The organism is Blastococcus haudaquaticus, assembly GCF_900230285.1.
GTDB classification, from domain to species: domain Bacteria; phylum Actinomycetota; class Actinomycetes; order Mycobacteriales; family Geodermatophilaceae; genus Blastococcus_B; species Blastococcus_B haudaquaticus.
Genome location: NZ_OCNK01000001.1, coordinates 286278 through 310994 on the forward strand (window position 1 = coordinate 286278; position 24717 = coordinate 310994).

Here is a 24717-nt window from a genome sequence, read left to right on the forward strand (position 1 = left end):
GCCCGCCCCCTCGGAGGACGTCGGACTCAGCCCCCCGGCGTGGCGCCTGCCGCCTGCTGCGCCGTCTGGTAGGCGGTGACCGCCTCCTGCAGGTCCTCGAGGGCCTGCCCCTGACCGGCGAAGTCGCCGTTGCGCTGCGCCGTCTCCAGCGCCTGCAGCGCCGACTGGATGTCGGCGACCGCCTGGTCGAGCGACGGGCTGCCCGACGTCCCGTCCCCGGTGTCGGGAGGCGTCGTCGGTTCGGTCGGCTCCGTCGTCGGGTCGTCCGGCTCGTCGGTGGCCGGCGCGTCACCGCTGTCCACGGCCGACTCACCGGCTCCCGCACCGAAGACCTGGTCGAGCGCCTCCGACAGGGTGTTGGCGTAACCGACGCGGTCGCCGTAGTTGACCAGCACCTTCTGCAGCAGCGGGAACGAGTTCTCCCCCGTGCCCTGGACGTAGAGCGGCTCGACGTAGAGCAGCCCGTCCTCACCGATGGGCAGCGTCAGCAGGTTGCCGAAGACCGCCCGGGACTCCTGGCTGTTGAACAGCGTCAGGTCCGGTCTCACCTGGTTGTTGGTGATGAACGACTGCTGGACCTGCTGCGGGCCCCGGAACGGGGTGTTGCCGGGCAACCGCAGCACCTGGATCTCCCCGTAGGTGTCGGGGTCGCTGGACGCCGAGATGAACGAGGAGAGGTTCTCCCGGTTGAACGCGTTCAGCGCGCTGGTCAGCTGGAACGACGCCTCGTCGTCCCCGGGGCGCTGGGCCAGGATGTAGTACGGCGGCTGCGCGGCGTCGGTGTCCTGCGTCGGGTCGTCGGGCACCTGCCAGCGGTCGTTCTGGTTGTAGAAGTCGACCGGGTTCGACACGTGGTAGCGCGTCAGGATGTCCCGCTGCAGCTTGAAGAGGTCCTCCGGGTAGCGGACGTGGCTCATCAGCTCCTCGGGGATGTCGTCGTAGTCGGTGACCGTCTCCGGGAACGCCTTCATGTAGGTCTGGAGGACCGGGTCCTCCTCGTCCCACTCGTACAGCGTCACCGTGCCGTCGTACGCGTCGACCGTCGCCTTCACCGAGTTCCGGATGTAGTTGAACTGGTTGTTCGGCAGCGCCGTCGTCCCGGCCCCCGTCAGCGAGTCGGCCGCCGTCGTGCCCAGGTCGCGGAGCTCGGCGTACGGGTAGGCGTCCGACGTCGTGTATCCGTCGAGGATCCAGGTCACGCGCCCGTCGATCACCGCCGGGTACGGGTCGCCGTCCACCTCGAGGAAGGGGGCCGCCTTCTCCACCCGGTCCCGCGGGTCACGGACGTAGAGCACCTTGGACTCGTCGTTGACCGCACCGGAGAGCAGGAAGTTCCGCTCGCGGTAGTAGATGGCGAAGGTCAGCTGCCGGAAGAAGCTGCCGATCTCCACCCCGCCCTCGCCGTCGTAGGTGTTGTTGACCTGCCCCTCGTCGGAGGCGCCGTCCTCCGGACGGTCGAACTCGCGCGGCTCGGAGTCCTCGGGAGCGCCCACGACGGAGTACACGTCCTGGCCGTTCTGCTGGATCAGCTCCCCGTAGTAGATGCGCGGCTGCTCGACGTCGATGTTGCCGACGGTCGGCAGGTCACGGGTGGTGAAGTTCGGCTCGCCGCCCTCCTGGCCGGCCACCACCTCGTTCGCCGGCGCGGCGACGAAGCCGTTGCCGTGCGTGTAGACGGTGTGCCGGTTGATCCAGCTGTCCTGGTTCTCCGACAGCCCGGAGCTGTTGAGCTCGCGCACCGCGACCACGTAGTCCCGCGTCTCGCCGTCGATCGTGTAGCGGTCGATGTCGAGCTTCTCCGGGAAGCCGTAGACGTTGCGGATCTGCTGGCGCGCGGTGAAGGTCTCCGACAGCACGTTCGGGTCCAGCAGCCGCGCATTCGGGATCGTCTCGGTGTCGTTGCGCAGCTCCGCCTGGGCGGCGTCGGTGTCCACCGAGTCACCCGTGGCGTCCTGGGCGTAGTTGACGTACTCGATGTCGGAGAGGTTGTAGGCGTCGAGCGTGGACGCGATCGCCCGCTCGATGTACGGCGCCTCCTTCTGGTCGGCGCTGGGTCGGACCACGAACTGCTGCACGATGGCCGGGTAGGCCACCCCGATGACCAGGCTCGAGATCAGCAGCAGGACCAGCGCAGCCGCCGGCAGCAGGAAGTTGCGCACGAAGATGTTGGCGAAGAAGGCGATCGCGCACACGGCCGCGACGAACACCAGGATCGTCTTCGGCACCAGCAGCGCGTTGACGTCGGTGTAGCTGGCGCCGGTGAAGACGTCACCGCGGTCGGAGTAGACCAGCCCGTAGCGGTCCAGCCAGTAGGCGACCGCCTTGAGCGCGACGAACAGCCCGAGCAGGACCGACAGCTGCACGCGCGCCGCCGCGGTGAGCTTCTGCCCCGGCGTCTGCAGACGGAGCCCGCCGAACACGTAGTGGGTGAGCACGGCGCCGATGAGCGCGAGCAGCACGATGGCGAACCCGAAGCCCAGGGCCAGCCGGTAGAACGGGTAGTCGAAGACGAAGAACGACAGGTCGACGCCGAACTGCGGGTCGGTCCGGCCGAAGTCCGTGCTGTTGCGGAAGGTCAGCCAGGTCTGCCAGCTGCCCTGCGCCGTGAACCCGGCGAACAGGCCGAGGACGACGGCCACCGCGGTCAGCACCAGCCCGCGGCGGGGCTCCAGCGACTGGCGGTAGCGCTCGAGGTTCTGCTGCTCCAGCGACATCGGCCGGAAGGTCGGCCGGAACCGGTAGGCCAGGTGGATCGACGCCGCGACCAGGCCACCGGTGGCCACGCCGGCGACGGCGAACAGCAGCGCCCGGGTCTGGAGCTCCGTCCAGAAGACCTCGGTGTAGCCGGTCTCGTCGAACCAGAGGTAGTCGACGTAGACGTTGGTCAGCGTGCCGATGGCCGTGAACAGCACCAGCAGCACGGCGACGGCGCCGAGGACCAGCTTCGCGCGGCGCGACAGGGTCGGCACCGGCACGGGGGGCCGCATGGCCACGAGCGCTCTCCTTCAGTTGCGTTGAGTTGCAGACGTGCGGTGTCCCCGGGAGCGGAGCCGCATCGGGTCGAGCACGGTCGAACGGTCCGCGGGAATCCCCGGTCATCCCAGCACAACGCGTGGGCGACGCCGGGGTTCCCCGCGTGGTGAGGGGGTCAGCAGGTCTCCGGCGTCCGTCCGGCACGCAGGTCCGCGAGCGCGTCCAGGGCGTCGTCGAGCGTGGCGACACGAGCCAGGGGGAAGCCGGGATCCGCCGCGGCGGCGGCCTCGGCGCAGTTGCCCTCGGGGACCAGGAAGAGCTCGGCGCCGATCTCGCGCGCGGCGACCATCTTCAGCGGGATCCCGCCGATGGGCCCGACCGCGCCCTCGGCGTCGATCGTGCCCGTCCCGGCGATCACCGCTCCCCCGGTCAGGTCGTCGTCGCCCACCAGATCGAGGATGCCCAGCGTCAGCATCAGCCCCGCCGAGGGACCACCGACGTCCTCCACCTGGATGTCCACGTCGAAGGGGGCGACCGGCTGCTCGAGGATGGTGATGCCCAGGAGCGAGCCCTCGCGCTCCTCGGCCGGGCGGGTGGTGACCGTGGCCGTGCCCGGCTCGCCGAGCCGCGTGTAGGACACCGTCACGGTCGAGCCACCCGGGATCTCTGTCAGGACCTCGTCGAGGGTCTCGGTGTCGGGCGTCGGGACGCCGTCGACGGCCTCGAGGGCGTCCCCCTCCTCGAGGGCGCCGTCGGACGGGGAGTCGTCGGCGAGCCCCTGCACGACCACCTTCACCGGGTAGCCGAGCCGGCCCAGCGCGACGGTCATCGCCGCCTGCTCCGACGTCAGGAACGCCTGCCGGTTGGCCCGGCGGGTGTCCTCCTCCGAGCGGTCCGGGGGGTAGACGGACTCCTCGGGGACCACGCTCACCTCGTCGTCGAACCAGCCGCGGACCGCCTGCACCAGGCTGAGGCCTCCTCGGCTGACCCCGACGGTCGTCAGGTTCAGGTTGCCCTCGACCTCGTTCCGGTCCCGGCCCTCGACGCTGATGATCGGCTCGCCGTCGATGTCCCCGAGGGTGTTGAACGTCGGTCCGGGCACCTGCGCGACGTAGGGCACCGGCAGCGTCGTCCCCAGGAGTCCGAAGAGGACGAGGAGCACGACACCGGCGGTCAGGACGGCGATCCGGCGGGTCACGACGGGCGAGCCTATGCCGCGGTCCTGGGAGATGCCGTCCGCCCAGGGCGCAAGGAGGTGCGCACCCGGCGAAGATCACGCGTCTACCGTGGACGCATGAGTGACGTCCCGTTCGGCTTCGGACCGTCCGACCGCGACCCCGAGCGCCGGGAACCCGGCCCCGGGGGCAACCCCGCCGGCGACCCCTTCGGCCTCGGCGCCCTGTTCGGCGGCATCGCCGGCGGCGGCTCGCCGGAGGACGTCATGGGCAAGATGCCGCTGTTCGCCGAGCTGCAGAAGCTCATGAACTGGTCCGGCGGCCCGGTGAACTGGGACCTGGCCCGCCAGGGCGCGATCAGCCAGCTCGCCGCGGGGCACCAGCCGTCGTCGGACGCCGAGCGGACCGCGGTCGCCGAGTCGCTGCGCCTGGCCGACCTCTGGCTGGACCAGGTGACCGAGCTGCCGTCGGGCATCGACCGGACGGCGGCCTGGTCGCGGGTCGAGTGGGTCGAGAAGACGCTGCCCGCGTGGGGTGCGCTCATCGACCCGCTGGCGGAGAAGGTGGTCGCGGCGATGACCAGCGCGCTGCCCCAGGAGGCCGCGATGGCCTTCGGCCCGGTCGCCGGGATCATGGGCAGGATGGGCGGGCTGATGTTCGGCGCCCAGGTCGGCCAGGCGCTGGGGAAGCTCGCCGACGAGGTCGTCACCAGCACCGATGTCGGACTGCCGCTCGCGCCGGCGGGGGTCGGCGTGCTCGTGCCGCAGAACGTTGCTGCCTTCGCGGCCGGCCTCGACCGGCCGGCCGACGAGGTCCGGCTCTTCCTCGCGCTGCGCGAGGCGGCATCCCAGCGGCTCTTCGCGCACGTCCCGTGGCTGCGGCAGCAGCTGCAGGACGCGGTGCACGCCTACGCCCGCGGGATCACGATCGACCGGGAGGCGATCGAGCGCGGTCTCACCGAGGCGATGTCGGGGATGGAGGGGGGCATCGACCCCAGCAACCCGGAAAGCATCCAGCAGCTGCTGGGCAGCGGCGTCCTCGAGCCCGAGGAGACCCCCGAGCAGCACATGGCGCTGCGCCGCCTCGAGACCCTGCTGGCGCTGGTCGAGGGCTGGGTGGACACCGTCGTCGCCGAGGCCGCGAAGGACCGGCTGCCGGGGCACTCGGCGCTGGCCGAGACGATGCGGCGGCGTCGGGCCTCCGGCGGGCCCGCCGAGCAGACCTTCGCCACGCTCGTCGGCCTCGAGCTGCGCCCGCGCCGGCTGCGCGACGCGGCGACCGTCTGGGGCGCCATGACCCAGCAGCACGGGTCGGACGCACGCGACGGGCTGTGGTCGCACCCCGACCTGCTGCCGACGTCCGACGACCTCGACGAGCCGCTGGACTTCGTGGCACGGCAGGGCCTGGACGACGAGCTGGCCGCGCTCACCGCCGACGACGCGGAGAAGAAGCCGGACGACGACGAGGGCGGGGAGCGCGAGGGCTGAGAAAGGACCCCCTCCTCCCCACCCCTCGCCAGCTCGGGGCGGTGCCCTGGAGGGGGCCTCAGTCCACGAGGTCGGCGGAGTCGCCGTCGGGCACGGTGCCGTCCGTGGCGGCCAGCTCGACGCCCTCCAGGAAGCCGCGGGCGCGCTCGGCGAGCGGGTAGCGCGCGACCAGCGCCCAGAAGTTGGCGTCGTGCCCGGGCTCGAGCAGGTGCACCAGCTCGTGGACCAGGACGTAGTCCACGACGTACTCCGGCATCGACCGCAGCCGGCTCGACAACCGGATGCTCCCGTCCGCCGGCGTGCAGGAGCCCCAGCGGCGGTTCTGGTTGTCCACCCACCGGACGCTGACCGGCTCCGCCAGCCCGTCGAGATGGGCGGCCGACAGCATCCGGGCACGGACCATGAGCTCGTCGTCGCCACCCAGCGAGCGGCGGCGGCGCTCCTCGCGCGTCTGCAGCTTCGCGACCATCTGGGCCACCCAGCGCCGCTCCTCGGCCGGGCTGAAGGCCGCGGGGATGAGGACGACGGTGCGCCCCTTCTCCCGGTAGGCGGTCACCGTCCGACGGCGCCGCGCGCTGCGACGCACCTCCACGGCGCCGATGTCGCCGGGACCGCCGGTGAGGTCCGGACGCCCCGCGGGGCTCTCGTCCGCCGGTCGCCGGGGCCGGGCAGCGGCCACCGCGCGACCGACCCGGCCGGTGGAGGACGACGGGTCGATCGGCTCGGGGTACGCGTCAGCGTCGGGAGTCGATCCGGGCACGCAGGCACCGTAAGGCACCGCGGGGACAGCGCGCCTCCGCGAGGGCACCCACTCGGGTGCACGTCGCACGGACGGTGGACACGACCGCCGCTCCACCCGGTGACAAGGGTTGCGCGCCGTGGCCGGTCCACAGTGTTGATACCGGCGAATCCGCTGGTGGACGGCGCGGGATGCGGTTCCGCCGGGAACTTGTCCCCGGTCGTGTCCCCGGTCCGCGCACAGGGACACGCCGAGTGGTCCCCACGCGCTCCACAGAGTTGTCCACAGGCTGTGGGTGGGACGGCCCGGACAGCGGCGACGGGCCGGCCGGCGTCGCCACCGCGGGTCCCCGCCCGGCTGTCGGCACGGGTAGCGTCCCTGGCCAACGGCGCCCGGCGCGTGCCGAGGCACCCCGAGTTCGAGGAGATTCCGTGGCGGAGAGCTACAACGGCTACTGCGTGAAGTGCAAGGAGAAGCGCGACTTCGACGGCGAGGTCAAGGTCAGCGAGTCCGGCCGCCGCATGGCACAGGGCACCTGCCCGGTCTGCGGCACCAAGATGAACCGGATCCTCGGCAAGGCCTGACGAAGCACCACCCTTCCCCCCACGCCTCGCACGCTCGGCGCGGGACCCTGAAGGGCGGCCGCTCCAGCACGTCACCACGGCGGCGCCCCTCAGGGGCGCCGCCGTTCGTCGTCCGGGGGCCTGTGGACGACGGCAGCGGCGGCCGGCCGCCGCTGCGACGCTGCCCGGGTGAGTGACACCGTCCACCCCCTCCTCCCCGTCGCCACCCCTCTCCTGCACGACGGGCACGGCACCGTGCAGGTGGGCGGAGTCGATGCCGCCGACGGGCTGGTGCTCGGCCCCGACGGTGCCGCGGTCCTGGCCCTGCTGCGCGGCCTGGACGGCCGCCGGGCGCAGCGGACGGTCCTCGGCGACGCCGCCCGCGCAGGCCTCGATCCCGAGACCGTCGCGCAGGTCCTCGACGGTCTGCGGAACGCCGGCCTCGTCGTCGACCTCGACGCGACGGACCTGCTCGCCTCCGACACCGGGCCCGCCGCGGCCGCCCGGACCGCGGCGGAGCTGCCGACCGCACTGACCCGGCCCGGCGGCTGGCGGGCCCGACGGCAGGCGGCGGTCGTGGTGGACGGCGCCACGCGGGTCGGGACCCCGCTGGCGGCGATGCTGGCCGCCAGCGGCGTCGGCCGGGTGACGGTCCGGGACCCCGGCCTCACGGCTGCGGGGGACGCCGTCGTCGGCGGCCTCACCGCCGAGGACGAGGGACGCCCACGCGCCCTCGCCGCCGCCGACGCGGTCCGCCGGGCCAGCCCGCTCACCGACCTGCGGCCGCTGCCCACCGATGCGGTCGCCGACCTGGTGGTGCTCGCCCGCCCGTGGGCGGCCTCCGACCCCCTGGTCGCGGGGCTCCAGCGGTCCGGGGTTCCGCACCTGGTCGCCACCGTCCGGGGGCAGACCGGCGTGGTCGGCCCGCTCGTCGTCCCCGGGGCCACCAGCTGCCTGCACTGCGCCGACCTCCACCGCAGGGACGCCGACCCGCGCTGGCCCCGCCTGGCCGCACAGCTCACCGCGGCCGAGCCGCCCGCGAGCGGCTCGACGGTCACCTGCCTGCTCACGGCGGCCACGGCAGCTCTGCAGGTGCTGGCCTTCCTCGACGGCTCGGCGGCACCGGGGGTCCTGGAGGCGACGGTCGAGCTGCGCCCACCGCACAGCGGCCCACGGGTGCGCCGCTGGCCGCCGCACGCCGGATGCCCGTGCGGGGCAGCCGGGTCCACCACCGCCGGCAACCCGCCCACCCCCGCGAGCGACCCGGTCCCCCCTCCCGCGGGCACGGAACGGCCTCGGCAGGGAACAATGGGCGGCTGACCGAGCTCACGAGCTCACCGAGACGACACGGGGCCGCCTGACGGGGGCGCGACCGCCGGCGAGGAGGAACGCGTGAGTGACGACGGACCGGTGATGCCACGAGGCTCGGTCTCCCGGACCGCGCGGCTGGCGTCGCTCCCCCTCGGGGCCGCCGGTCGCGCCACGCTCGGCCTGGGCAAGCGGCTCTCCGGCCGGGACGCGGATGCTGTCGCCGCGGAGCTGCAGCAGCGCACGGCCGAGCAGCTGTTCGCCGTTCTGGGCCAGCTCAAGGGCGGGGCGATGAAGCTCGGCCAGACGCTGTCGGTGTTCGAGGCGGCCGTCCCGGAGGAGGTCGCGGCGCCCTATCGCGAGGCGTTGACGAAGCTCCAGGAGGAAGCCCCGCCGATGCCGGTGCGCACCGTGCACGCGGTTCTGGCCCAGCAGCTCGGCGGCACGTGGCGGACCCGGTTCGCCGAGTTCGACGACCAGCCGGCGGCCGCGGCCAGCATCGGCCAGGTGCACCGGGCGACGTGGCGCGACGGCCGCGACGTCGCGGTGAAGATCCAGTACCCGGGCGCGGCGACCGCCCTCATGGCCGACCTCAACCAGCTGGCGCGTTTCGCCCGGCTCTTCGCGGCGCTCTTCCCCGGGATGGACGTCAAGCCGCTGATCGCCGAGCTGAAGGCGCGGGTCGTCGAGGAGCTGGACTACGGGCTGGAGGCCGACGCCCAGCGCGCGTTCGCCGCCGCCTACGCCGGTGACGAGCAGATCGTCGTCCCGCGGGTGGTGGCCAGCGCGCCGAAGGTGATCGTCTCGGAGTGGCTGGAGGGGACGCCGCTGTCGCGGATAATCGCCGACGGCACCCGTGAGCAGCGGGACCGCGCCGGTCACCTGCTGGCCGTCCTGCACTTCTCCGGTCCGCAGCGGGCCGGGATGCTGCACGCCGACCCGCACCCCGGGAACTTCCGGCTGCTGGCCGACGGCCGGCTCGGCGTCATCGACTTCGGGGCCACCGCCCGGCTGCCCGACGGCCATCCCGAGCCCATCGGCCGGCTGCTGCGCTGGGCCCTGGCCGGCAAGGCGGACGAGGTGCTGGCCGACCTGCGGGCCGAGGGGTTCGTCCGGCCGAACGTGGAGATCGACGCCCAGGGGGTGCACGACTTCCTGCGCCCGATGCTCGACCCCATCGCGCAGCAGCACTTCCACTTCACCCGCGCGTGGATGCAGGAGCAGGCGGCGCGGATCGCCGACCCGCGGTCGGATGCCAGCCGGCTCGGCCGCCAGCTGAACCTGCCTCCGGCGTACCTGCTCATCCACCGGGTGACGATCGGCTCCATCGGTGTGCTCTGCCAGCTCGACGCGGCGGGCGACTTCCGCGGCGTCCTCGAGGAATGGCTCCCCGGCTTCGTGGAGTGAGAGTCGCGGCGAGTGGGACCCGGAGGGTTCCGCGCAGCCGCGACTGACCGTCGTCTGGCTGTGTCGTGCCGAGTGGGGCCCGGAGGGTCCCGCGATGGCGCGACGGAGGGCTCCGCGCCATCGGGGGACGGCTCCTGGCCGCGGTGTGCTCCGGAGGAGCACAGATCACTCAGTAGACGGCTGCGCTGGCTCGGGCGGCGCGACGCACCGCACGCTCCGCGCGACGAGCCGCGCGGCGGGCCAGGTAGAGACGACGTGCTCGGGAAGCCGCTGCGGCCTCCGCCTGCATCTCGCTCATTCTGCTCTGGGCCAGCTCGTGCTCGAGCATGTACATGGCAGTTCCTTCGGGACGGGTGCTCAGACCCCTGCCGAGCGACAGGGGGACGTGCTCGGTGCCGTTCATGCGGCGACCACCTTGCGGGGACGGCCCCGCGGACGCTTGCGGGCGATGACGGTGCCGCGTTCGAAGATCTCGCCGCCCCAGACACCCCAGGGCTCGGCCCGGTCCAGCGCGCCGGCCAGGCAGGCGGTCCGGATCGGGCACTCGGCACACAGCGCCTTGGCCTGCTCGAGCAGCGCCGGGCTCTCGGCGAACCACAGCTCCGGGTCCTCGACCCGGCACGGAAGGGGACGCCGCACCGGCGCGGGAGCCAGTGGCGCGGGTCGTCTCGGCGGGAAGCCCCCGGTCCAGGGGAGCCCGGGTCGGCGGTGGGACGTCGGGCGGTCGATCGTCTGCTGCACTGCCGCTCCTCCTCGTTCTCGTCGTCTGCGACGGCCGACGGTGTCCCGCCGACCGGAAGTCGGTGTCGGGAGTCGCGGACAAAGAAGAAGGCCGCGGATCCCGGGGTTCGGGTTCCGCGGCCTCGTGGAGGACCGGTCGAGCGCTTAGCTCTGCGGTCTCCTCGAGGAGTGGATCCCGAGGGTGGTGCCGTTGTTGTCGAAGGTCGTGCTCTCGTAGGCCGGGTTCACGACGTCGTGGCCGATGGGCCGGCGCGTGGCGGGGCGGAGGCGGAGCGCGATGGCGGCTGCGGGCAGACCCGTCCCCTGGACCGGGGCGAAGGGCGCGGCGATGCGCAGTGCCGGGTTCTCGAGGGAACCGGTGCACAGGCCCGGGCCGAAGACCGGGCGCACGTCGAGGCCGCCCGTGCCGAGGAGATCGGCGGGGGCCTTCGTCCACATGGTGCTGATCACGAGAACCCCCTCCTTCCACGGTGTCGGCCCTGGCTGGACAGCCAGGAGCACGGGGCGTCGAGCTCTTGTGTGCGGGAACACTATGACTCCGGCGCGGAGCGGGTCAATCGAATTAACCGCGACTTCGCCAGGACGTGGACAGCCGTTCGGTCCGCGGCGTCCGAGCGCCGGAGGACCGGGGCCGCTCAGCCCGTGACGGCCGCCAGCACGTCCTCGCCGTACAGCTCGAGCTTGCGGGCACCGATGCCCGGCAGGCCGGAGAGCTCCATCAGGTTCGTAGGCCGCGTCTCGGCGATGGCCTGCAGCGTCGCGTCGGTGAACACGACGTAGGCCGGCACCGACGCCGACTGCGCCGCCTGGCTGCGCCACGCGCGCAGCCGCTCGAAGAGCTCCCCCGCTTCACCCTCGAGGACCACCTTCTGCCGCTTCGCCGGCCGGCGCCCGGGCGCCGGCGCCGTAGGGCTCGACCCCGGGGCGAGGCCGTCGAGGAACCGGCTGCGCGGACGGGCCCGCTTCGCCCCCGGGTTGCGGCCCAGCGACCAGGACAGCGTCAGCTGCTCCCGGGCGCGGGTCACCGCGACGTAGAGCAGGCGGCGCTCCTCCTCCACGGCATCGGGCCGGGACAGCGACTGGGCGATCGGCACCACGCCGTCGACCAGGCCCACCACGAAGACGACGTCCCACTCGAGGCCCTTGGCCGCGTGCATCGACGCCAGCGTCACGCCCTGCACGGTCGGCGCGTGCTGGGCGTTCGCGCGCTCGGCGAGGTGCCCCACGAAGCCGGCGAGGTCGAGGGCCGGGTTCTCGGCGACCAGGTCGACGGCGAGGTCGACGAGCGCCGCGAGCGACTGCCAGCGGTCGCGGGCCGCTCCTCCGGCGGGCGGGCGGTGCTCGGCCCAGCCGACGGACGCCAGCACGTCGCGGACCGTCGGCACCAGGGCGCCCGGGTCGCTCCCGCCTGCGGCGGCGCCCCGCAGGAGCAGCACCGCCTCCCGCACCTCGGGCCGCTCGAAGAACCGCTCGCCGCCCTTCAGCACGTAGGGCACGCCGACGTCGGCCAGCGCCGCCTCGTAGACCTGGGACTGGGCGTTGATCCGGAAGAGGATCGCGATCTCGGCGGCCGGCATCCCGGAGTCGATCAGCGCCTTGCACCGGGCGGCCACCGCGGCCGCCTCGGCCGGCTCGTCGGGGTGCTCGACGAAGGTCGGCTCGCCGGCGTCCGGACGCTGACCCAGCAGCCGGAGACCCGGCAGGCCCTTGCGCTTGGCCGCCTGCCCGATCAGCCGGTTCGCCAGGCCGACCACTTGCGGGGTGGACCGGTAATCGCGCTCCAGCTTGACGACGGCCGAGTCGGGATAGCGGTCGGCGAAGCCCAGGAGGTAGTCGGGGTCGGCGCCGGTGAAGGAGTAGATGGTCTGGTTGGGGTCGCCGACGACGCAGACCTCGGCCCGCCCGCCCAGCCAGGCGTCGAGCAGCCGCTGCTGCAGCGGGTTGACGTCCTGGTACTCGTCGACGACGAAGTGGCGGTACTGGGCCCGCACCTCGCGCGCCACCGCCGGGTGCTCCTCGATGGCGTAGGCGGTGACGAGCAGCAGGTCCTCGAAGTCCAGCGCACCGTCGCGCTGCTTGGCCGACTCGTAGCTGGCGTACACGGCGGCGACGGCCGCGGCCTCGAAGGGCGGTTCCCGACCGGCCGCCTTGGCCCGCGCGGGGTAGTCGTCGGGCGTGGCGAGCGTGGTCTTGGCCCACTCGATCTCGCTGGCCAGGTCGCGCAGGCTGGTGCGGTCGGTGGACAGCCGCGACCGCGAGGCCGCCGTGGCCACCAGGCGGAGCTTGTTCTCGACCAGCGACGGCATCGGGCCGCCCAGCACCCGGGGCGCGAAGTAGCGCAGCTGCCGCATCGCCGCCGCGTGGAAGGTCCGGGCCTGCACTCCGCCGACGTCGAGGGCGGCCAGTCGCCCCCGCAGCTCACCGGCGGCGCGGGCCGTGAACGTCACGGCCAGCACCTGCTCCGGGACGTACACCCCGGAATGGACGCCGTAGGCGATGCGGTGGGTGATCGTGCGCGTCTTGCCCGTGCCCGCGCCGGCGAGGATGCACACCGGCCCGACGACGGCCTGTGCCGCCTCGCGCTGCTCGTCGTCGAGGGCGGCGAGCACGGCCTCCGCCCGGGAGGCCGGCTCGGCGCCGGGTCGTACGGCTCCGACCTGCGTCATCGTCGCCTCCCTCCGGGTCGCGGTCCACGTGCGCCCTGATCCTCTCAGCAGGGAGGGACGCCCCGGGGAAGCATCCCCAGGGGACGGGCGTTGACAGTCCTGCACACCGGCCACCCCTCCTGGGGGTGGACCGTCCCGGAGCTACCAGGGAGGATCCCCCTCGATGACGTCGACCCCCACGGCCCCCGTGACCATGTACACCACTGACTGGTGTGGTTACTGCGTGCGCCTCAAGAAGCTGATGCAGCGCGAGGGGATCGCGTTCGACGAGGTCAACATCGAGCACGACGCCCAGGCCGCGGAGCTGGTCATGAAGGCCAACGGGGGCAACCGGACGGTGCCGACCCTGCTGTTCGCCGACGGCGTCGCCCTCACCAATCCCACCATCGACCAGGTCAGGGCCCAGTTGGGCCCCGTGCCGGAGGCGTGAGCAGCAGGTGATCCCCGGTCCCCGGCCCTCGGCAGGGCATGATCGCCCCGCAGAGGGCCGTGACCGCGGCACCGAAGCCACCGGGCGGCCGGTCCCGGACACGTCGAGGGAGGCCGCCGCCGTGATCCCGGCTCCCGAGACGTCGTCGACCGGCGCGTGCCCGGCCCCGCCGGTCGCCCTCACCCGCACCCCCCGCGGCTGGTCGGTGCAGTCGCCCGCGGGCAGCGAGGCCGCCGGCGACCTGGTCGAGGGACTCTCCCTCGCCGACATCGTCGCCGAGGAGTTCGGCGTGCTCACGGAGCCCGACCGGACGGCCCGCCGGTCCGCCCGGGGAACGGCGACGGCGCCGGCGGAACCGATCGACCCCGCCGCAGCACGGGTGGCCGAGCTCGAGCGCACGGTCGCGCAGCTCGAGCACGCCCTGGCCGCACGGGTGTCGACCGAGCGGGCCATCGGCGTCCTCGCCGAACGCCACGGCACGGACGCCCGGGCGGCGTTCGAGGCGCTGCGCCGGGACGCCCGCTCGCAGGGGCGGCCCGTGGCGGAGCTCGCGCGCGAGGTGCTCGACGGCCTCGGCGCCGCGACGGCACCCCCGGCGACGCCGCCGGCTCCACCGGCCCCGGGCGGCCGGTCCCTGGCCGCGCCCGGCGTCCGTCCGCCGTCCGTCGTCGTCGCCGTGGCACCGTCGGCCCGGCGTCCCGCGAACGTGCCACCTGTCGTGACCGCTGCGGACGGCGTTTCCTGACCCGACCGGAGCCGCTCGGCCCGCAGGCCCTCACCGATCGTCTGGCCGCCCTGCTGGCGGCGTCGGAGCCCGAGCCCGGAGCGGCAGCGCTGCGCGTGGCCGTCGACGGTCCGGACGCGGCCGCCCCGGCCGAGCTCGCTCGCGCGGTGGCCGACCGCCTCCCGGCGCTGGGGCGGCCGGCCGTCGTCGTCCCGGCGGCGGGGTTCTACCGGCCGGCCTCGCTGCGCCTCGAGCACGGCCGCACCGATCCCGACGCCCGGTACACCGACTGGCTCGACGCCGGCGCGCTCGCCCGGGAGGTGCTCACGCCGCTGGGCCCCGGGGGCTCCGGGACGTACCTGCCGGTGCTGTGGGACGTGGCCCGGGACCGGGCCGCGCGTGCCCGCCCGCAGCCGGCCCCGGAGCGGGGCGTCGTGCTCGTGCCCGGAGCACTGCTGCAGGGGATCGGGTTGCCGTTCGACGTCGTCCTGCACCTGCGGATGTCACCGGCGGCCCGACGGCGGCTGACGCCGCCGGAGCAGGCCTGGGAGCTGCCTGCCTTCGACCGTTACGACGAGGAGGTGGACCCGGCGGGCCTGGCCGACGCCGTCGTGCTGGCCGACCACCCCGACCGGCCGGCGTTGCTGCTCGCGGGCCGGTTCAGCTGAGGTCGCGGTTCAACCAGCGGTCGAGGATGTTGCGGGCGATGGAGACGGGAGGCGGCAGCGCCGCCGGCCCGGCCCCGCTGCGCAGCTCCTCCCGCGTGAACCAGCGGGCCTCCTCGATCTCGGTGGGGTCGAGGACGATCTCCTCCTCCCCCTCCACCCGCGCGACGAAGCCCAGCATCAGCGACTGCGGGAAGGGCCAGGGCTGGCTGCCGACGTAGCGGATGTCGGTCACCCGGAGACCCACCTCCTCGGCGACCTCGCGGACGACTGCGGCCTCGGCCGACTCCCCCGGTTCCACGAACCCCGCGAGGATGGAGAACCGGCCGGGCGGCCAGACCGCCTGCCGACCCAGCAGCACGCGATCCGCGCCGTCGTGCACGAGCATGATCACGGCCGGGTCGGTGCGCGGGAAGATCTCGGCACCGGTGCTGGGATCGCGCTGGCTCCAGCCGGCCCGCTCGATGGTGGTCGCCGTGCCGCTGAGCGGGCTGAACCGGTTGCGCTCGTGCCACTCCAGGATGCCGATGGCCTCGACCAGCAGGCCGGCGTCGAGGTCGCTCAGGTCGGCCCCCGTCTCCCGCAGCCCCGACCAGGAGTCCACCGCCCGGCCGTTGACGGTCAACGAGCGCTCACCCCGGACCGCGGCGTACGGGACGCCGTCCGCCTCGCCCAGGTACACCGCGCCGACCGGCAGCTCCGGCTGCTCGTCCCAGACCAGCTGGGGGCCGTCGGACCCCTCGGCCACCGGGACCGTGCGCTGCGCGTCGACGGTGAGCACGCGGACCGGCCGGCCCTCGCAGGGGTCGGGCAGGGCGCGCGCGAGGTGGTTCCGGTCGTGGGCGACCCGGGACAGCACCGGGACGTCGCCGACGGTCGGCCGGCTGTCCTCCGGCCAGGCCGACGCGGGGACCGTCATGCCGGCGTGCTCGCTCGCACGCTGACCGGCGCGAGGGCGCCCAGCGCCCCGGCGACCCGCTCGGCATCGCCGACGACGATCGCGGTGAGCGCGGTCGATGACAAGTAGCGGTGCGAGGCCTCCTGGACCTGCTCGACGGTCACCTCGGCGAGCGCCTGCTGGTGCTCGGCGAGCCAACCCGGGGGGAGGCCGGCGCCGACGAGGGCGGAGACGGTGCTGGCCAGGCCGGCGTGCGTCGCCGTCGACAGCGCCATGCTGCCGAGGATGTACCGGCGGGCCCCGTCGAGCTCGGCCTCGGTGACCGGCAGCAGCGCCATCCGGCCGAGCTCGTACCAGGTCTCCAGCAGGGCCGGGGCCGTGACCTCCGTGGCGACGTCCGCCTCGACCAGGAACGACGAGCCCGCCGCCTGGTGGTCGACGGAGCTGCGCGGGCTGTAGGTGTAGCCGCGCCGCTCCCGGATGTTCTCGACCAGGCGGGAGGAGAAGTAGCCGCCGTAGATCATGTTGGCCAGGCGCACCGCGGGCAGATCGGGGTCGGTCCGGCCAGGGGCGGGTCCGCCGAGCCGGATGTTGGACTGCACCGCACCGGGACGGTCGACCAGCTCGATGCCGGCTCCCAGCAGGTCCGGCGCCGGCGGCGCCTCCACGGCGTGCCCCGTGCCGGCCCACTCCCCCAGCGCCGCGGCGACCGCGTCGGCGGCGGCCGCCGGCTCGATGTCACCGACCAGGACGAGCGCGCTGCCGGCGGGCAGCAGCCGCTGCCGGTGCAGTTCGCGCAGCGCGTCGCCGTCGACGGCGCTCACCAGCGCGGGATCCGGCAGCGTGATGGCGTAGGGGTGGTCGCCGTACCGGCGGGCGGCCAGCGCGCCGCGCGCGATGACCCCGGGCTGGGAGAGCGCGATCCCGATCCGCTCCGCCACCCGGTCGCGCTCGCCCTCGACCTCGTCGTCGGGGTAGGTGGCGCTGGTCAGCAGCTCGGCGAGGATGCCCAGCACGGGAGCGAGGCCGCCCGGCAGGAGGGTCGTGGCGAACAGCAGCCGGTCGGGGTCGCTGCCGACCGACAGCTCGGCCCCGTGCCCCTGGAGCAGCTGGGCGATGCCGGTCTGGTCGTGCGCCGCCGTCCCGAGCAGCACCGCCCCGGACAGCACCGAACCGCGGGCGGTGTGCAGGCCGGCGTCCGCCGCCGTCGTCGCGGCGAACGGCACGCGCAGGCGCAGCTCGATCAGCGGGACACCGGGCCGGGGCACCACGACCAGGCGCAGCCCGTTGGGGAGCGTCGACTCCACCGCCGTCGGGACCGGCTGGGGGCGCGGCTCACCGAGCGGCGGGATCAGGGACAGGTCGAGACTCATCGCCGTCCTCCGGTGGCACGCAGTTCGAGCACGGCGGCGGTGCCCGGATCCAGGCCCCGGGCTGCGGCCTGGACCTGGTCGGGCGTCACGGCGGCGAGCCGGGCGGCGAGCTCTCCCGCGAGCTCGGCGCGGCCGTGCACGAGCTCCGCCGCGGCGAAGCCGAGGGTGCGGCCGAGCACCGAGTCGGCCTGGCGCAGGAGCTGGGCCTCGGTCCGCGCCTGCACGCGCTGCAACTCGTCGGCCGGGACGCCGTCCTCGGCGATGCGGCGCACCTCCTCGTGCACCGCGGCCTGCACCCGCTCCGCGGGCACGGCTGCGGGGTGGTGCACCTGGGTGGTCAGCAGGGTCGCGTCCCGGACGTCGAAGGGGTCGCCGAACAGGCCGACGTAGCTGCTCTGCGCAATCGCGATGCGGTCGCCGTGCACCAGCCGCCGCTCGAGCCGGGAGGCGTCGCCCTCGCTGAGCACCTCGGCCAGCAGCACCGTGCCCAGGTAGCTGTCGAAGTTCCCCACCGGGTCGGGCACCCGCCAGCCGATGGCCAGGGCCGGCGCGGGGGCCAGCGCGTCCTCGACGACCGCCGTCCGTGCGCTCGTGGGCGCCGGCTCGCCCGTGGGCGGGAGCGGGGGCACCGGGCGGGCGGCGACGGGGCCGAACCAGCGCTGCACGAGCCGCTCGGTCTCGGTCACGTCGAGGTCGCCGCCGATGCAGAGGACGGCGTTGCCCGGCGCGTAGTAGCGGGAGAAGAAGTCGGTGGCGTCGTCGACGGTGGAGGACTCCAGGTCGACGAAGGAGCCGTAGCCGTCGTGGGTGTTGGCGAAGCTCTCGAAGGCGATCTGCGGCAGCTGCAGCCAGGGGAAGGCGCCGTAGGGCCGGTTGAGCACGTTGACCCGGATCTCCTCCTTCACCACGTCGATCTGGTTGCGAAGGTTCTCCTCGGTGATCGCCGGCGCGGCCATGCGGTCGGCCTCGAGGAAGAGGGCCCGCTCCAGCGCCTCGGCCGGCAGCGCCTCGAAGTAGTTCGTGTAGTCCTGGTGGGTCGAGCCGTTGAACGTGCCGCCGGCGGCCTGGACGAGGCGGGCGTGCTCCATCTTCGGGACGTTGGCCGATCCCTGGAACATCATGTGCTCGAAGAGGTGGGCGAAGCCCGTGCGCCCCTCGGGTTCGTTGCGCATCCCCACGTCGTAGAAGACGCTCACCGCCACGACGGGCACGCTCCGGTCCGGGGCGAGGACGACGCGCAGGCCGTTGTCCAGGGTGAACCGCTCCACCGGGTGCCGCAGGGTCAGTTCCGTACCGGCTGCAGTCACGCCGACGACAGTAATCGGGTACGGGACGATGGACCGGTCGCGGGGCCCGGAGGGCTCCCGACCGGGACATGTGGAGACGCTCAGCGCAGCCCGGGAACGGCTCCTGGAGGCGGTGCGATCCGGAGGATCGCCATGTCAGAGCACGTCGACGTCCTCGATCACCCGGTCGATGACGCCGTACAGCTCGGCGTGGGTGTTGGGGATGGAGATGTAGAGCAGCGCCGGCGTCGTGCGGCCGACGTCGATCAGCAGCAGCGCGGCCCGCTCGCCGCTGGCGTCGTAACCGGGCGCGTCCCAGGCCAGCTGGAACTCGTAGAGGTACGCCGCGTGCCCGTCGACGTCGCGGGACTCCTCGCGCAGCACCGTGCGCTCGTTGGGCCGGGGGTAGTAGTTGAAGCGCACGCTGTCGGCGACGGCCAGCGTCGTGCTCTGCAGCGTCGAGGGCCCCGACCAGCCGAGGCCCTCGGCCAGCGGGCCCGACGTGCACTGGGCGATGAAGGTCGAGCCCTCCGGGGTGAGGTCCTGGGTGACGAAGTACTGCCCGGCCATCGCGGTGACCTCCGCCTGCATGCCGAGGTCGAACTCGTACCAGTTCTCGCCCAGGTAGGGGTAGGAGATCCCGGACGCCTCGTCGATGATCCGCACGGTCCCCGGGGGGAACTCCGGGCCGACGGACGGCGCGGGCACGCCGGACGGTGCCGGGTCCTGCGCCACTGGGTCGGCACCGGACCGCCCGAGGAACACCGCCGCGACGACGACGGCGACGAGCACCAGCACCGAGACCCCGACGATCCAGGCCGTGCGGGCGCTGCTGCCCGGCGAGTCCGGTTCGGCCGGCGGCACGGGTGGCGGCAGGGGTGCTGGAGGAGCGAGGACGGGCGAGGACTGCACGGCCACACCGGGACCGGCCGGCGTCGCGACCTCCGACCAGCTCACGCCGTTCCACCAGCGCACCAGACCCGCGGTCCCGTCGGGGTCGGGGTACCAGCCGGGTGGCGGGGCCGGCTGATCGGGTCCGGTCACGCCGCCAGCCTAGGTCCGCGCGGACGACCGGTACGGTTCCCGCCTCTGGGAGGAGGTGCCGTGTCCCCTGCTCCACCGGCCGCGGACCAGGCGGCCGTCGTCGCGCGGCTGCGCGCCGCCGGCTGCGTCTTCGCCGAGGAGGAGGCGGGCCTGCTGCTCGCCGGCGCCCAGTCGGCGACCGAGCTGGAGGAGCTGGTGCGCCGCCGCGTCGGGGGTGAGCCACTGGAGCAGCTGCTCGGCTGGGCGGAGTTCTGCGGTCTGCGGATCGCCGTGGCACCCGGGGTGTTCGTGCCGCGGCGCAGGTCGGAGCTGCTGGTCGAGCAGGCCGCGGCCCTGGCTCCCTCGTCGGCGGTGGTCGTCGACCTCTGCTGCGGATCGGGTGCGGTCGCCGCGGCGCTGACCGCCGTCCTGGACCGGCCCGAGGTACACGCCTCGGACGTCGACCCGGCGGCGGTGGCCTGCGCACGGCGCAACCTGCCGCAGGCGCAGGTCCACGCCGGCGACCTGTTCGACGCGCTGCCGGCGGCGCTGCGCGGGCGGGTCGACGTCCTCGTGGCGAACGTGCCGTACGTGCCCACCGCAGCCATCGCCCTCATGCCGCCCGAGGCGCGCGACCACGAGCCGCGCGTGGCGCTCGACGGTGGCGACGACGGCCTGCGCGTCGCCGGCCGCGTGGTGGCCGGGGCCGGGCAGTGGCTCGCCGCGGGTGGGTCCCTGCTCTTCGAGGTCGGGGAGGCGCAGGTCTCGGCCGCGACCGCGCTCGTGGTCGACGGCGGGCTGGTCCCGAGGATCGTCACCGACGACGAGACCGGGGCGACGGTCGTCGTCGGCACCTCGTTCCGCGGCCGACCGGGTCAGTAGCCGCGGTCGGCGCTGTCCTGCCACCAGGAACGCAGGTCCGACAGTCCCTCCGTGCCGCCGCCGCGCAGTTCCGCGAAGCCGACGACGCCGAGGTCGTCCCAGTACCAGCGGAGCTGGGGGTCGCCGTCGGGGTCGACGCTGCAGGCGATCCGGCCGACCTCCTCGTCGTCGGAGTTCCTCAGCTGCACCCACCCCTCGGGCGTGTCGGAGGTTCCGCAGTCGTAGACGTTCTCGAGCTCCGCGAGCTCGCGTTCCCGGACGACGGACTCCACCTGCGCCTGGGCGGCGTCGGCCGCGAGGACGGAGTAGGTCGCCGTCGGGAAGCCCTCCGGCTGGCCGTCCGCGGGGCAGCTGAGCACGTACAGCTCGTCGCCGCCCGGCGTCCCGGCGCTGCACTCGTCGCGCTGGAGTTCGGCGGGGAGCGCGAACCAGACCAGGCGCTCGGCGGCGTCCCTCCGCCCGTCGCGGGCGTCGTCGACGCGACCGTCGAGGACCACGAGGACGACCGTCATCAGCACCACCGCGGCCAGCGCGGCGGTCGCGACGATCCACGGAGCGCGGGCGGCGAGGTCCCGCCGCTGCGGCACTGCCGGGACGCCGCCGGGCGGCCGCTCCCCCGCGGTGCCCCCCAGCCGGGTCCGGGATCGTCCGCCGTCGCCGTCCACCGCGCCGACCGTCGTCGGGACGTCGTCCGGCGGGGGCAGGGCGACACCGCTGGCAGCCAGCGCGGCACGTGCGGCGGCCGCCAGTCGGCCGGCGGTCTGCCAGCGGGCCTCCGGGTCCTTGGCCAGCCCGCGGAGGACGACGCCGTCCAGCGCGGCGGGCAGCGCCGGCACCAGCCGCGACGGCGGCGCCGGGTCCTCGTGCAGGTGGGCGTACATCAGCGCGATCGGCTCACCGGACGCGAACGGGCGGCGGCCGGTCAGCAGCTCGTAGAGCACGCAGGCCAGGGAGTAGACGTCGGAGCGGGCGTCGGGCGCGTTGGGCCCGTACCGCTCGGGCGCCATGTACTCCGTGCTGCCGATTGCGGTTCCCGTGGCGGTGAGCGCCGGGCCGGTGCCCTCGTCGGCCACCCGCGCGATGCCGAAGTCCGCGAGGTACGCGAAGTCCTCCCCCGCCGCCGAGGTCGCGAGGTCGCCGCCGTCCGCGCGCGGGACGAGGAGGACGTTGGACGGCTTCACGTCGCGGTGGACCAGCCCGCCGGCGTGCGCGGCATCGAGGGCGCGGGCGATCTGCCCGATCAGGTCGACCGCCCGGGCGGGGTCCAGGGGGCCGCTGCGGCGCAGCAGGGAGTCGAGGTTCTCGCCCTCGACCAGCCGCATGTCCAGGAACAGCTGCCCGTCGATCTCGCCGTACCGGTGGATCGGGATGACGTGCGGCTCGTTGAGACGCGCGGCGATCTGCGCCTCGCGCCGGAACCGGCTGCGGTAGCTCTCGTCCTGCGCCCACTGCGGGTGCAGCACCTTGAGGGCCACGTCCCGCTCGTGCTCGGCGTCGTGGGCGCGGAGGACCCGGCCCATGCCACCGCTGCCCAGGACGCCGAGGACCCGGTACGGGCCGAAGCGCTCCCCGGGGGGCGTGCTCACCGACCGCCTCGCGGAAGGGCGGCCAGCTCCCGCCAGAGGTGCGCGGCGGCTTCGGCGCCCCGCGGCAGCATCGACAGCAGGACGCGCTCGTTGGGTGAGTGGATCCGGTCGGTGGGCAGGCCGATGCCGAGGAACAGGAGTGGGGCGCCCAGTGCCTCGACGAGGTCGGCCTCGGGACCGCTGCCGCCCTCCCGGGTCAGCAGCACGTCCTCCGCCGGGGTGTCGAAGGCCTGACCGATGGCGCGAAGCAGGGCGTCCATCGCCGGGGAGTCCAGGTCGCTGGCGCACGGGGACACGCCGCCCGGCGGGGTGTGCACCTCGGCCTCGATGCCCTCGGGGGTGTGGGCGTCCACCCACGCCCGGAGCTGCGGGCCGACGTCCTCCGGTCGCTGGTCGGAGACCAGGCGGAAGGTGATCTTCGCGTGCGCATCGGCCGGGATGATCGTCTTGTGCCCGGGGCCGGTGTAGCCGCCCCACATGCCGTTGACCTCGGCGGTCGGCCGGGCGCCGGTGCGTTCGAGCGTGCTGAAACCCGCCTCGCCGTACGTGGCCCGGGATGCGGCCGGTCCGTCCAGCCAGGCCTGCTCGTCGAAGGGCACCCGGCTCATGAGCTCGCGCTCGCGGTCGCCGAGCGGGCGCACCTTGTCGTAGAAGCCGGGCAGGGTGACGCGGCCCTGGTCGTCGTGCAGCGCCGCCAGCAGCTGGGCCATCGCGTGGAGCGGGTTGGGGACGGCGCCGCCGAAGGAGCCGGAGTGCAGGTCGACGGCCGGTCCGCGCAGGGTGATCTCGGCGTCGGCCAGCCCGCGCATGGCGGTCACCGCGCTGGGGACGTCGGGCGCGGCCATGCCGGTGTCGCTGACGACGACCACGTCGCAGTCGAGGCGGTCGCGGCGGTCCTGCAGGAGCGCCGGGAAGTGCGGCGACCCGGACTCCTCCTCCCCCTCGATCAACACCTTGACGGTGACCGCCGGGGTGTCGCGGCCGGTGGCGGCGAGGTGCGCGCGCAGACCCAGCAGGTGGACGACCAGCACGCCCTTGTCGTCGCTCGCACCGCGGCCGTGCAGCTCCGGGCCGTCCGGGCCGTCGACCCGGGTCGGCTCGAACGGCGGGTGCACCCACAGTTCCGGCGGGTCGACCGGCTGGACGTCGTGGTGCCCGTAGACGAGTGCGACCGGCGCGTCGGCGTCGGCCGATGGCCACTCGGCGAAGACGGCGGGGGCGCCCGGCGTCGGCCAGATCTCGACCGTGGGGAAGCCGGTGCGGCGCAGCGCGTCGGCGAGCCACTCGGCGCTCGCGGCGACGTCGGGCGCGTGCGCGGGGTCGGCGGAGATCGACGGGATGCGGACCCAGGCCTCGAGGTCGCGGTGCAGGTCGTCGAGGTGCTCGAGCACGTAGTCGCGTTCGGGACTGCTCACGACGCGGAACGGTAGTGCCGTCGGCGCGCGGACCCGCGTCCGGCTAGCGTCCGGGGCATGGGCGGAGAGCTGCTGCGGACCGACGTCGGCGACCTGACCTTCGACGTGCGCGTCGACGGTCCCGAGGACGGGCGGCCGGTGCTGCTGCTGCACGGATTCCCGCAGACGTCGGCGTCCTGGGCGTCGGTCACCCCGCTGCTCGCGCAGGCCGGGCTGCGGACCTATGCGCCCGACCAGCTCGGCTACTCCCCCGGCGCCCGCCCGGACGAGGTCGAGGCCTACGCCATGCAGAACCTCGCGCAGGTGACGGCGGACCTGATGACGGCGCTGGAGACCCCGGTCGCGGACGTCGTCGGGCACGACTGGGGCGCGAACGTCGCGTGGACGCTGGCGGCCTGGCACTCCGACCGGGTCCGCTCCCTGACGGCGGTGTCGGTTCCGCACCCGACCGCCTACACCGCTGCCTTCCGCGCAGACCCCGAGCAGAAGGAGCGGTCGAGCTACATCCGGCTGTTCTGGCAGGCGGGCAAGGCCGAGGAGGTGCTGCTCGCCGACGACGCGCGGCGGCTGCGGCGGATGCTGTCGGGCGGCGAGCAGGACTCCGGGATCCCGGCCGAGGCGATCGAGGAGTACGTCGCCGTGCTGTCCGCGCCGGGTGCGCTGACCGCGGCGCTGAACTGGTACCGGGCGATGAGCTCCGACACGCGGGTGGACCCGGTCGAGGTGCCGACGACGTACGTGTGGAGCGACAAGGACATGGCGATCGGGCGGACCGCGGCCGAGGCCTGCGCCAACTACGTGACCGGCGACTACCGGTTCGTCGAGCTCGCCGGCATCACGCACTGGATCCCGGAGCAGGCGCCGGAGCAGCTGGTCCGCGCGATCCTGGACCGCGTCGCGAGCAGTTGACCCACACGGTCCGGTTCGCTGCCACCCCCGCTGAGCACACCGGCTGGGACGTCTTGCCGTACCTGGACGACGTTCCTCTCACGGAACTCGTGGCGGACTACGAGCAGGCCCGCGACTTCGACGTGGTGGGCGGCTACGGACCGCTGTGGTTCGACGCCGGCAGCCGGGAGGTCTTTCGGCGGACCTTGCTCCCACGGCCGGCCGACAGACCTGCACGCCGGTGGCTGCCCGGCGGCTCTCGGCGTGGTCATGTGAGCCTGCTCGAGTGCGAGTGCGAGGTCCCCGGGTGCTGGCCGTTCCATGCCCGGATCGACCAGATCGACGGGCTGGTTCGCTGGCACTCCTTCGCTCAGCCGCACCGCCCGGACCGGGACTACTCCGGCCTGGGTCCCTTCGAGTTCGAGCTGCCTGCCTACCGCCGCGCGGTCGACGTACTGCTGGATCGGTGAACCGCGCTGCCCGTGACG

The 24717-nt window shown here is 74.2% G+C and carries 23 protein-coding genes; 10 read left to right on the forward strand and 13 right to left on the reverse strand.

Features of this window, described 5'->3' with window-relative positions:
- Positions 1 to 26 precede the first annotated feature (26 nt).
- Both CRP30_RS01420 and CRP30_RS01425 read right to left on the reverse strand, forming a co-directional pair.
- Positions 27 to 2987, reverse strand: a complete 2961-nt coding sequence (locus CRP30_RS01420) for a UPF0182 family membrane protein (RefSeq protein ID WP_235003215.1) — start codon at positions 2985 to 2987, stop codon at positions 27 to 29.
- Positions 2988 to 3148: 161 nt separating this feature from the next.
- Positions 3149 to 4171, reverse strand: a complete 1023-nt coding sequence (locus CRP30_RS01425; RefSeq protein ID WP_097182191.1) for a YlbL family protein — start codon at positions 4169 to 4171, stop codon at positions 3149 to 3151.
- Positions 4172 to 4267: 96 nt separating this feature from the next.
- On the opposite strand from CRP30_RS01425, the gene CRP30_RS01430 reads away from it, so the two are divergent.
- Complete coding sequence (locus tag CRP30_RS01430; RefSeq protein ID WP_097182192.1) at positions 4268 to 5635, forward strand: zinc-dependent metalloprotease; 1368 nt, start codon at positions 4268 to 4270, stop codon at positions 5633 to 5635.
- Between the two features lie 58 nt (positions 5636 to 5693).
- Here the strand turns inward: CRP30_RS01430 and CRP30_RS01435 are convergent, their stop codons facing one another.
- The gene (locus tag CRP30_RS01435; protein WP_235003106.1) at positions 5694 to 6395 is read right to left on the reverse strand and encodes a M48 metallopeptidase family protein; all 702 of its coding nucleotides are present in this window, start codon (positions 6393 to 6395) and stop codon (positions 5694 to 5696) included.
- Between the two features lie 410 nt (positions 6396 to 6805).
- Between CRP30_RS01435 and CRP30_RS22630 the strand changes: the two genes are divergently transcribed.
- From CRP30_RS22630 to CRP30_RS01445, 3 genes are all read left to right on the forward strand, one after another.
- Positions 6806 to 6958 (forward strand): DUF5679 domain-containing protein, encoded by a 153-nt coding sequence (locus CRP30_RS22630; protein ID WP_012950213.1) that lies wholly within the window; start codon positions 6806 to 6808, stop codon positions 6956 to 6958.
- Between the two features lie 168 nt (positions 6959 to 7126).
- Positions 7127 to 8257, forward strand: a complete 1131-nt coding sequence (locus CRP30_RS01440) for a ThiF family adenylyltransferase (protein ID WP_097182193.1) — start codon at positions 7127 to 7129, stop codon at positions 8255 to 8257.
- A gap of 72 nt (positions 8258 to 8329) precedes the next feature.
- Entirely contained in the window at positions 8330 to 9652 is a 1323-nt protein-coding gene (locus tag CRP30_RS01445) for an ABC1 kinase family protein (protein WP_235003107.1), read from the forward strand.
- A gap of 169 nt (positions 9653 to 9821) precedes the next feature.
- Here CRP30_RS01445 and CRP30_RS01450 read toward each other — a convergent pair whose 3' ends face one another.
- From CRP30_RS01450 to CRP30_RS01465, 4 genes are all read right to left on the reverse strand, one after another.
- Entirely contained in the window at positions 9822 to 10055 is a 234-nt protein-coding gene (locus CRP30_RS01450) for a putative WhiB-interacting protein (protein ID WP_097182194.1), read from the reverse strand.
- Positions 10052 to 10393 carry a WhiB family transcriptional regulator gene (locus tag CRP30_RS01455; RefSeq protein ID WP_304528890.1) on the reverse strand — a complete coding sequence of 114 codons (342 nt, stop codon included), beginning with the start codon at positions 10391 to 10393 and terminating at the stop codon, positions 10052 to 10054. Before CRP30_RS01455 ends, CRP30_RS01450 begins: the two co-directional genes overlap by 4 nt.
- Before the next feature lie 144 nt (positions 10394 to 10537).
- Positions 10538 to 10843 (reverse strand): hypothetical protein, encoded by a 306-nt coding sequence (locus CRP30_RS01460; RefSeq protein WP_097182195.1) that lies wholly within the window; start codon positions 10841 to 10843, stop codon positions 10538 to 10540.
- A gap of 185 nt (positions 10844 to 11028) precedes the next feature.
- Positions 11029 to 13059: an ATP-dependent DNA helicase UvrD2 gene (locus CRP30_RS01465; RefSeq protein WP_097182196.1), complete on the reverse strand. Its 2031-nt coding sequence runs from the start codon at positions 13057 to 13059 to the stop codon at positions 11029 to 11031.
- A gap of 163 nt (positions 13060 to 13222) precedes the next feature.
- On the opposite strand from CRP30_RS01465, the gene CRP30_RS01470 reads away from it, so the two are divergent.
- From CRP30_RS01470 to CRP30_RS01480, 3 genes are all read left to right on the forward strand, one after another.
- A complete protein-coding gene (locus CRP30_RS01470; RefSeq protein ID WP_097182197.1) occupies positions 13223 to 13489 on the forward strand; it encodes a mycoredoxin in 267 nt (88 codons plus the stop codon).
- A gap of 121 nt (positions 13490 to 13610) precedes the next feature.
- Entirely contained in the window at positions 13611 to 14234 is a 624-nt protein-coding gene (locus CRP30_RS01475; protein WP_097182198.1) for an ANTAR domain-containing protein, read from the forward strand.
- Between the two features lie 95 nt (positions 14235 to 14329).
- A complete protein-coding gene (locus CRP30_RS01480) occupies positions 14330 to 14881 on the forward strand; it encodes a nucleoside/nucleotide kinase family protein (RefSeq protein ID WP_235003108.1) in 552 nt (183 codons plus the stop codon).
- Here the strand turns inward: CRP30_RS01480 and nudC are convergent.
- From nudC to CRP30_RS01500, 4 genes are all read right to left on the reverse strand, one after another.
- The gene (gene nudC / locus CRP30_RS01485) at positions 14874 to 15797 is read right to left on the reverse strand and encodes an NAD(+) diphosphatase (protein ID WP_097182199.1); all 924 of its coding nucleotides are present in this window, start codon (positions 15795 to 15797) and stop codon (positions 14874 to 14876) included. The genes CRP30_RS01480 and nudC overlap by 8 nt on opposite strands.
- The gene (locus CRP30_RS01490) at positions 15794 to 17149 is read right to left on the reverse strand and encodes a M16 family metallopeptidase (RefSeq protein WP_097182200.1); all 1356 of its coding nucleotides are present in this window, start codon (positions 17147 to 17149) and stop codon (positions 15794 to 15796) included. Before CRP30_RS01490 ends, nudC begins: the two co-directional genes overlap by 4 nt.
- Complete coding sequence (locus CRP30_RS01495; protein ID WP_097182201.1) at positions 17146 to 18456, reverse strand: M16 family metallopeptidase; 1311 nt, start codon at positions 18454 to 18456, stop codon at positions 17146 to 17148. Before CRP30_RS01495 ends, CRP30_RS01490 begins: the two co-directional genes overlap by 4 nt.
- A gap of 135 nt (positions 18457 to 18591) precedes the next feature.
- Positions 18592 to 19479 carry a DUF2510 domain-containing protein gene (locus CRP30_RS01500; RefSeq protein ID WP_097182202.1) on the reverse strand — a complete coding sequence of 296 codons (888 nt, stop codon included), beginning with the start codon at positions 19477 to 19479 and terminating at the stop codon, positions 18592 to 18594.
- A 60-nt stretch (positions 19480 to 19539) separates the two neighbouring features.
- Here CRP30_RS01500 and CRP30_RS01505 point away from each other — a divergent pair, with 60 nt between their 5' ends.
- Positions 19540 to 20340: a putative protein N(5)-glutamine methyltransferase gene (locus CRP30_RS01505; RefSeq protein WP_200814493.1), complete on the forward strand. Its 801-nt coding sequence runs from the start codon at positions 19540 to 19542 to the stop codon at positions 20338 to 20340.
- Here CRP30_RS01505 and CRP30_RS22120 read toward each other — a convergent pair.
- Together CRP30_RS22120 and CRP30_RS01515 are read right to left on the reverse strand one after the other, a co-directional pair.
- Positions 20334 to 21926: a serine/threonine-protein kinase gene (locus CRP30_RS22120; protein ID WP_099459138.1), complete on the reverse strand. Its 1593-nt coding sequence runs from the start codon at positions 21924 to 21926 to the stop codon at positions 20334 to 20336. The genes CRP30_RS01505 and CRP30_RS22120 overlap by 7 nt on opposite strands.
- The gene (locus tag CRP30_RS01515; protein WP_097183060.1) at positions 21923 to 23341 is read right to left on the reverse strand and encodes a M20/M25/M40 family metallo-hydrolase; all 1419 of its coding nucleotides are present in this window, start codon (positions 23339 to 23341) and stop codon (positions 21923 to 21925) included. The genes CRP30_RS22120 and CRP30_RS01515 overlap by 4 nt, the downstream gene beginning before the upstream one ends.
- Before the next feature lie 57 nt (positions 23342 to 23398).
- On the opposite strand from CRP30_RS01515, the gene CRP30_RS01520 reads away from it, so the two are divergent.
- Positions 23399 to 24250 carry an alpha/beta fold hydrolase gene (locus tag CRP30_RS01520; protein WP_097182203.1) on the forward strand — a complete coding sequence of 284 codons (852 nt, stop codon included), beginning with the start codon at positions 23399 to 23401 and terminating at the stop codon, positions 24248 to 24250.
- Positions 24247 to 24699, forward strand: a complete 453-nt coding sequence (locus tag CRP30_RS22905; RefSeq protein WP_097182204.1) for a hypothetical protein — start codon at positions 24247 to 24249, stop codon at positions 24697 to 24699. The genes CRP30_RS01520 and CRP30_RS22905 overlap by 4 nt, the downstream gene beginning before the upstream one ends.
- Positions 24700 to 24717: the final 18 nt, after the last annotated feature.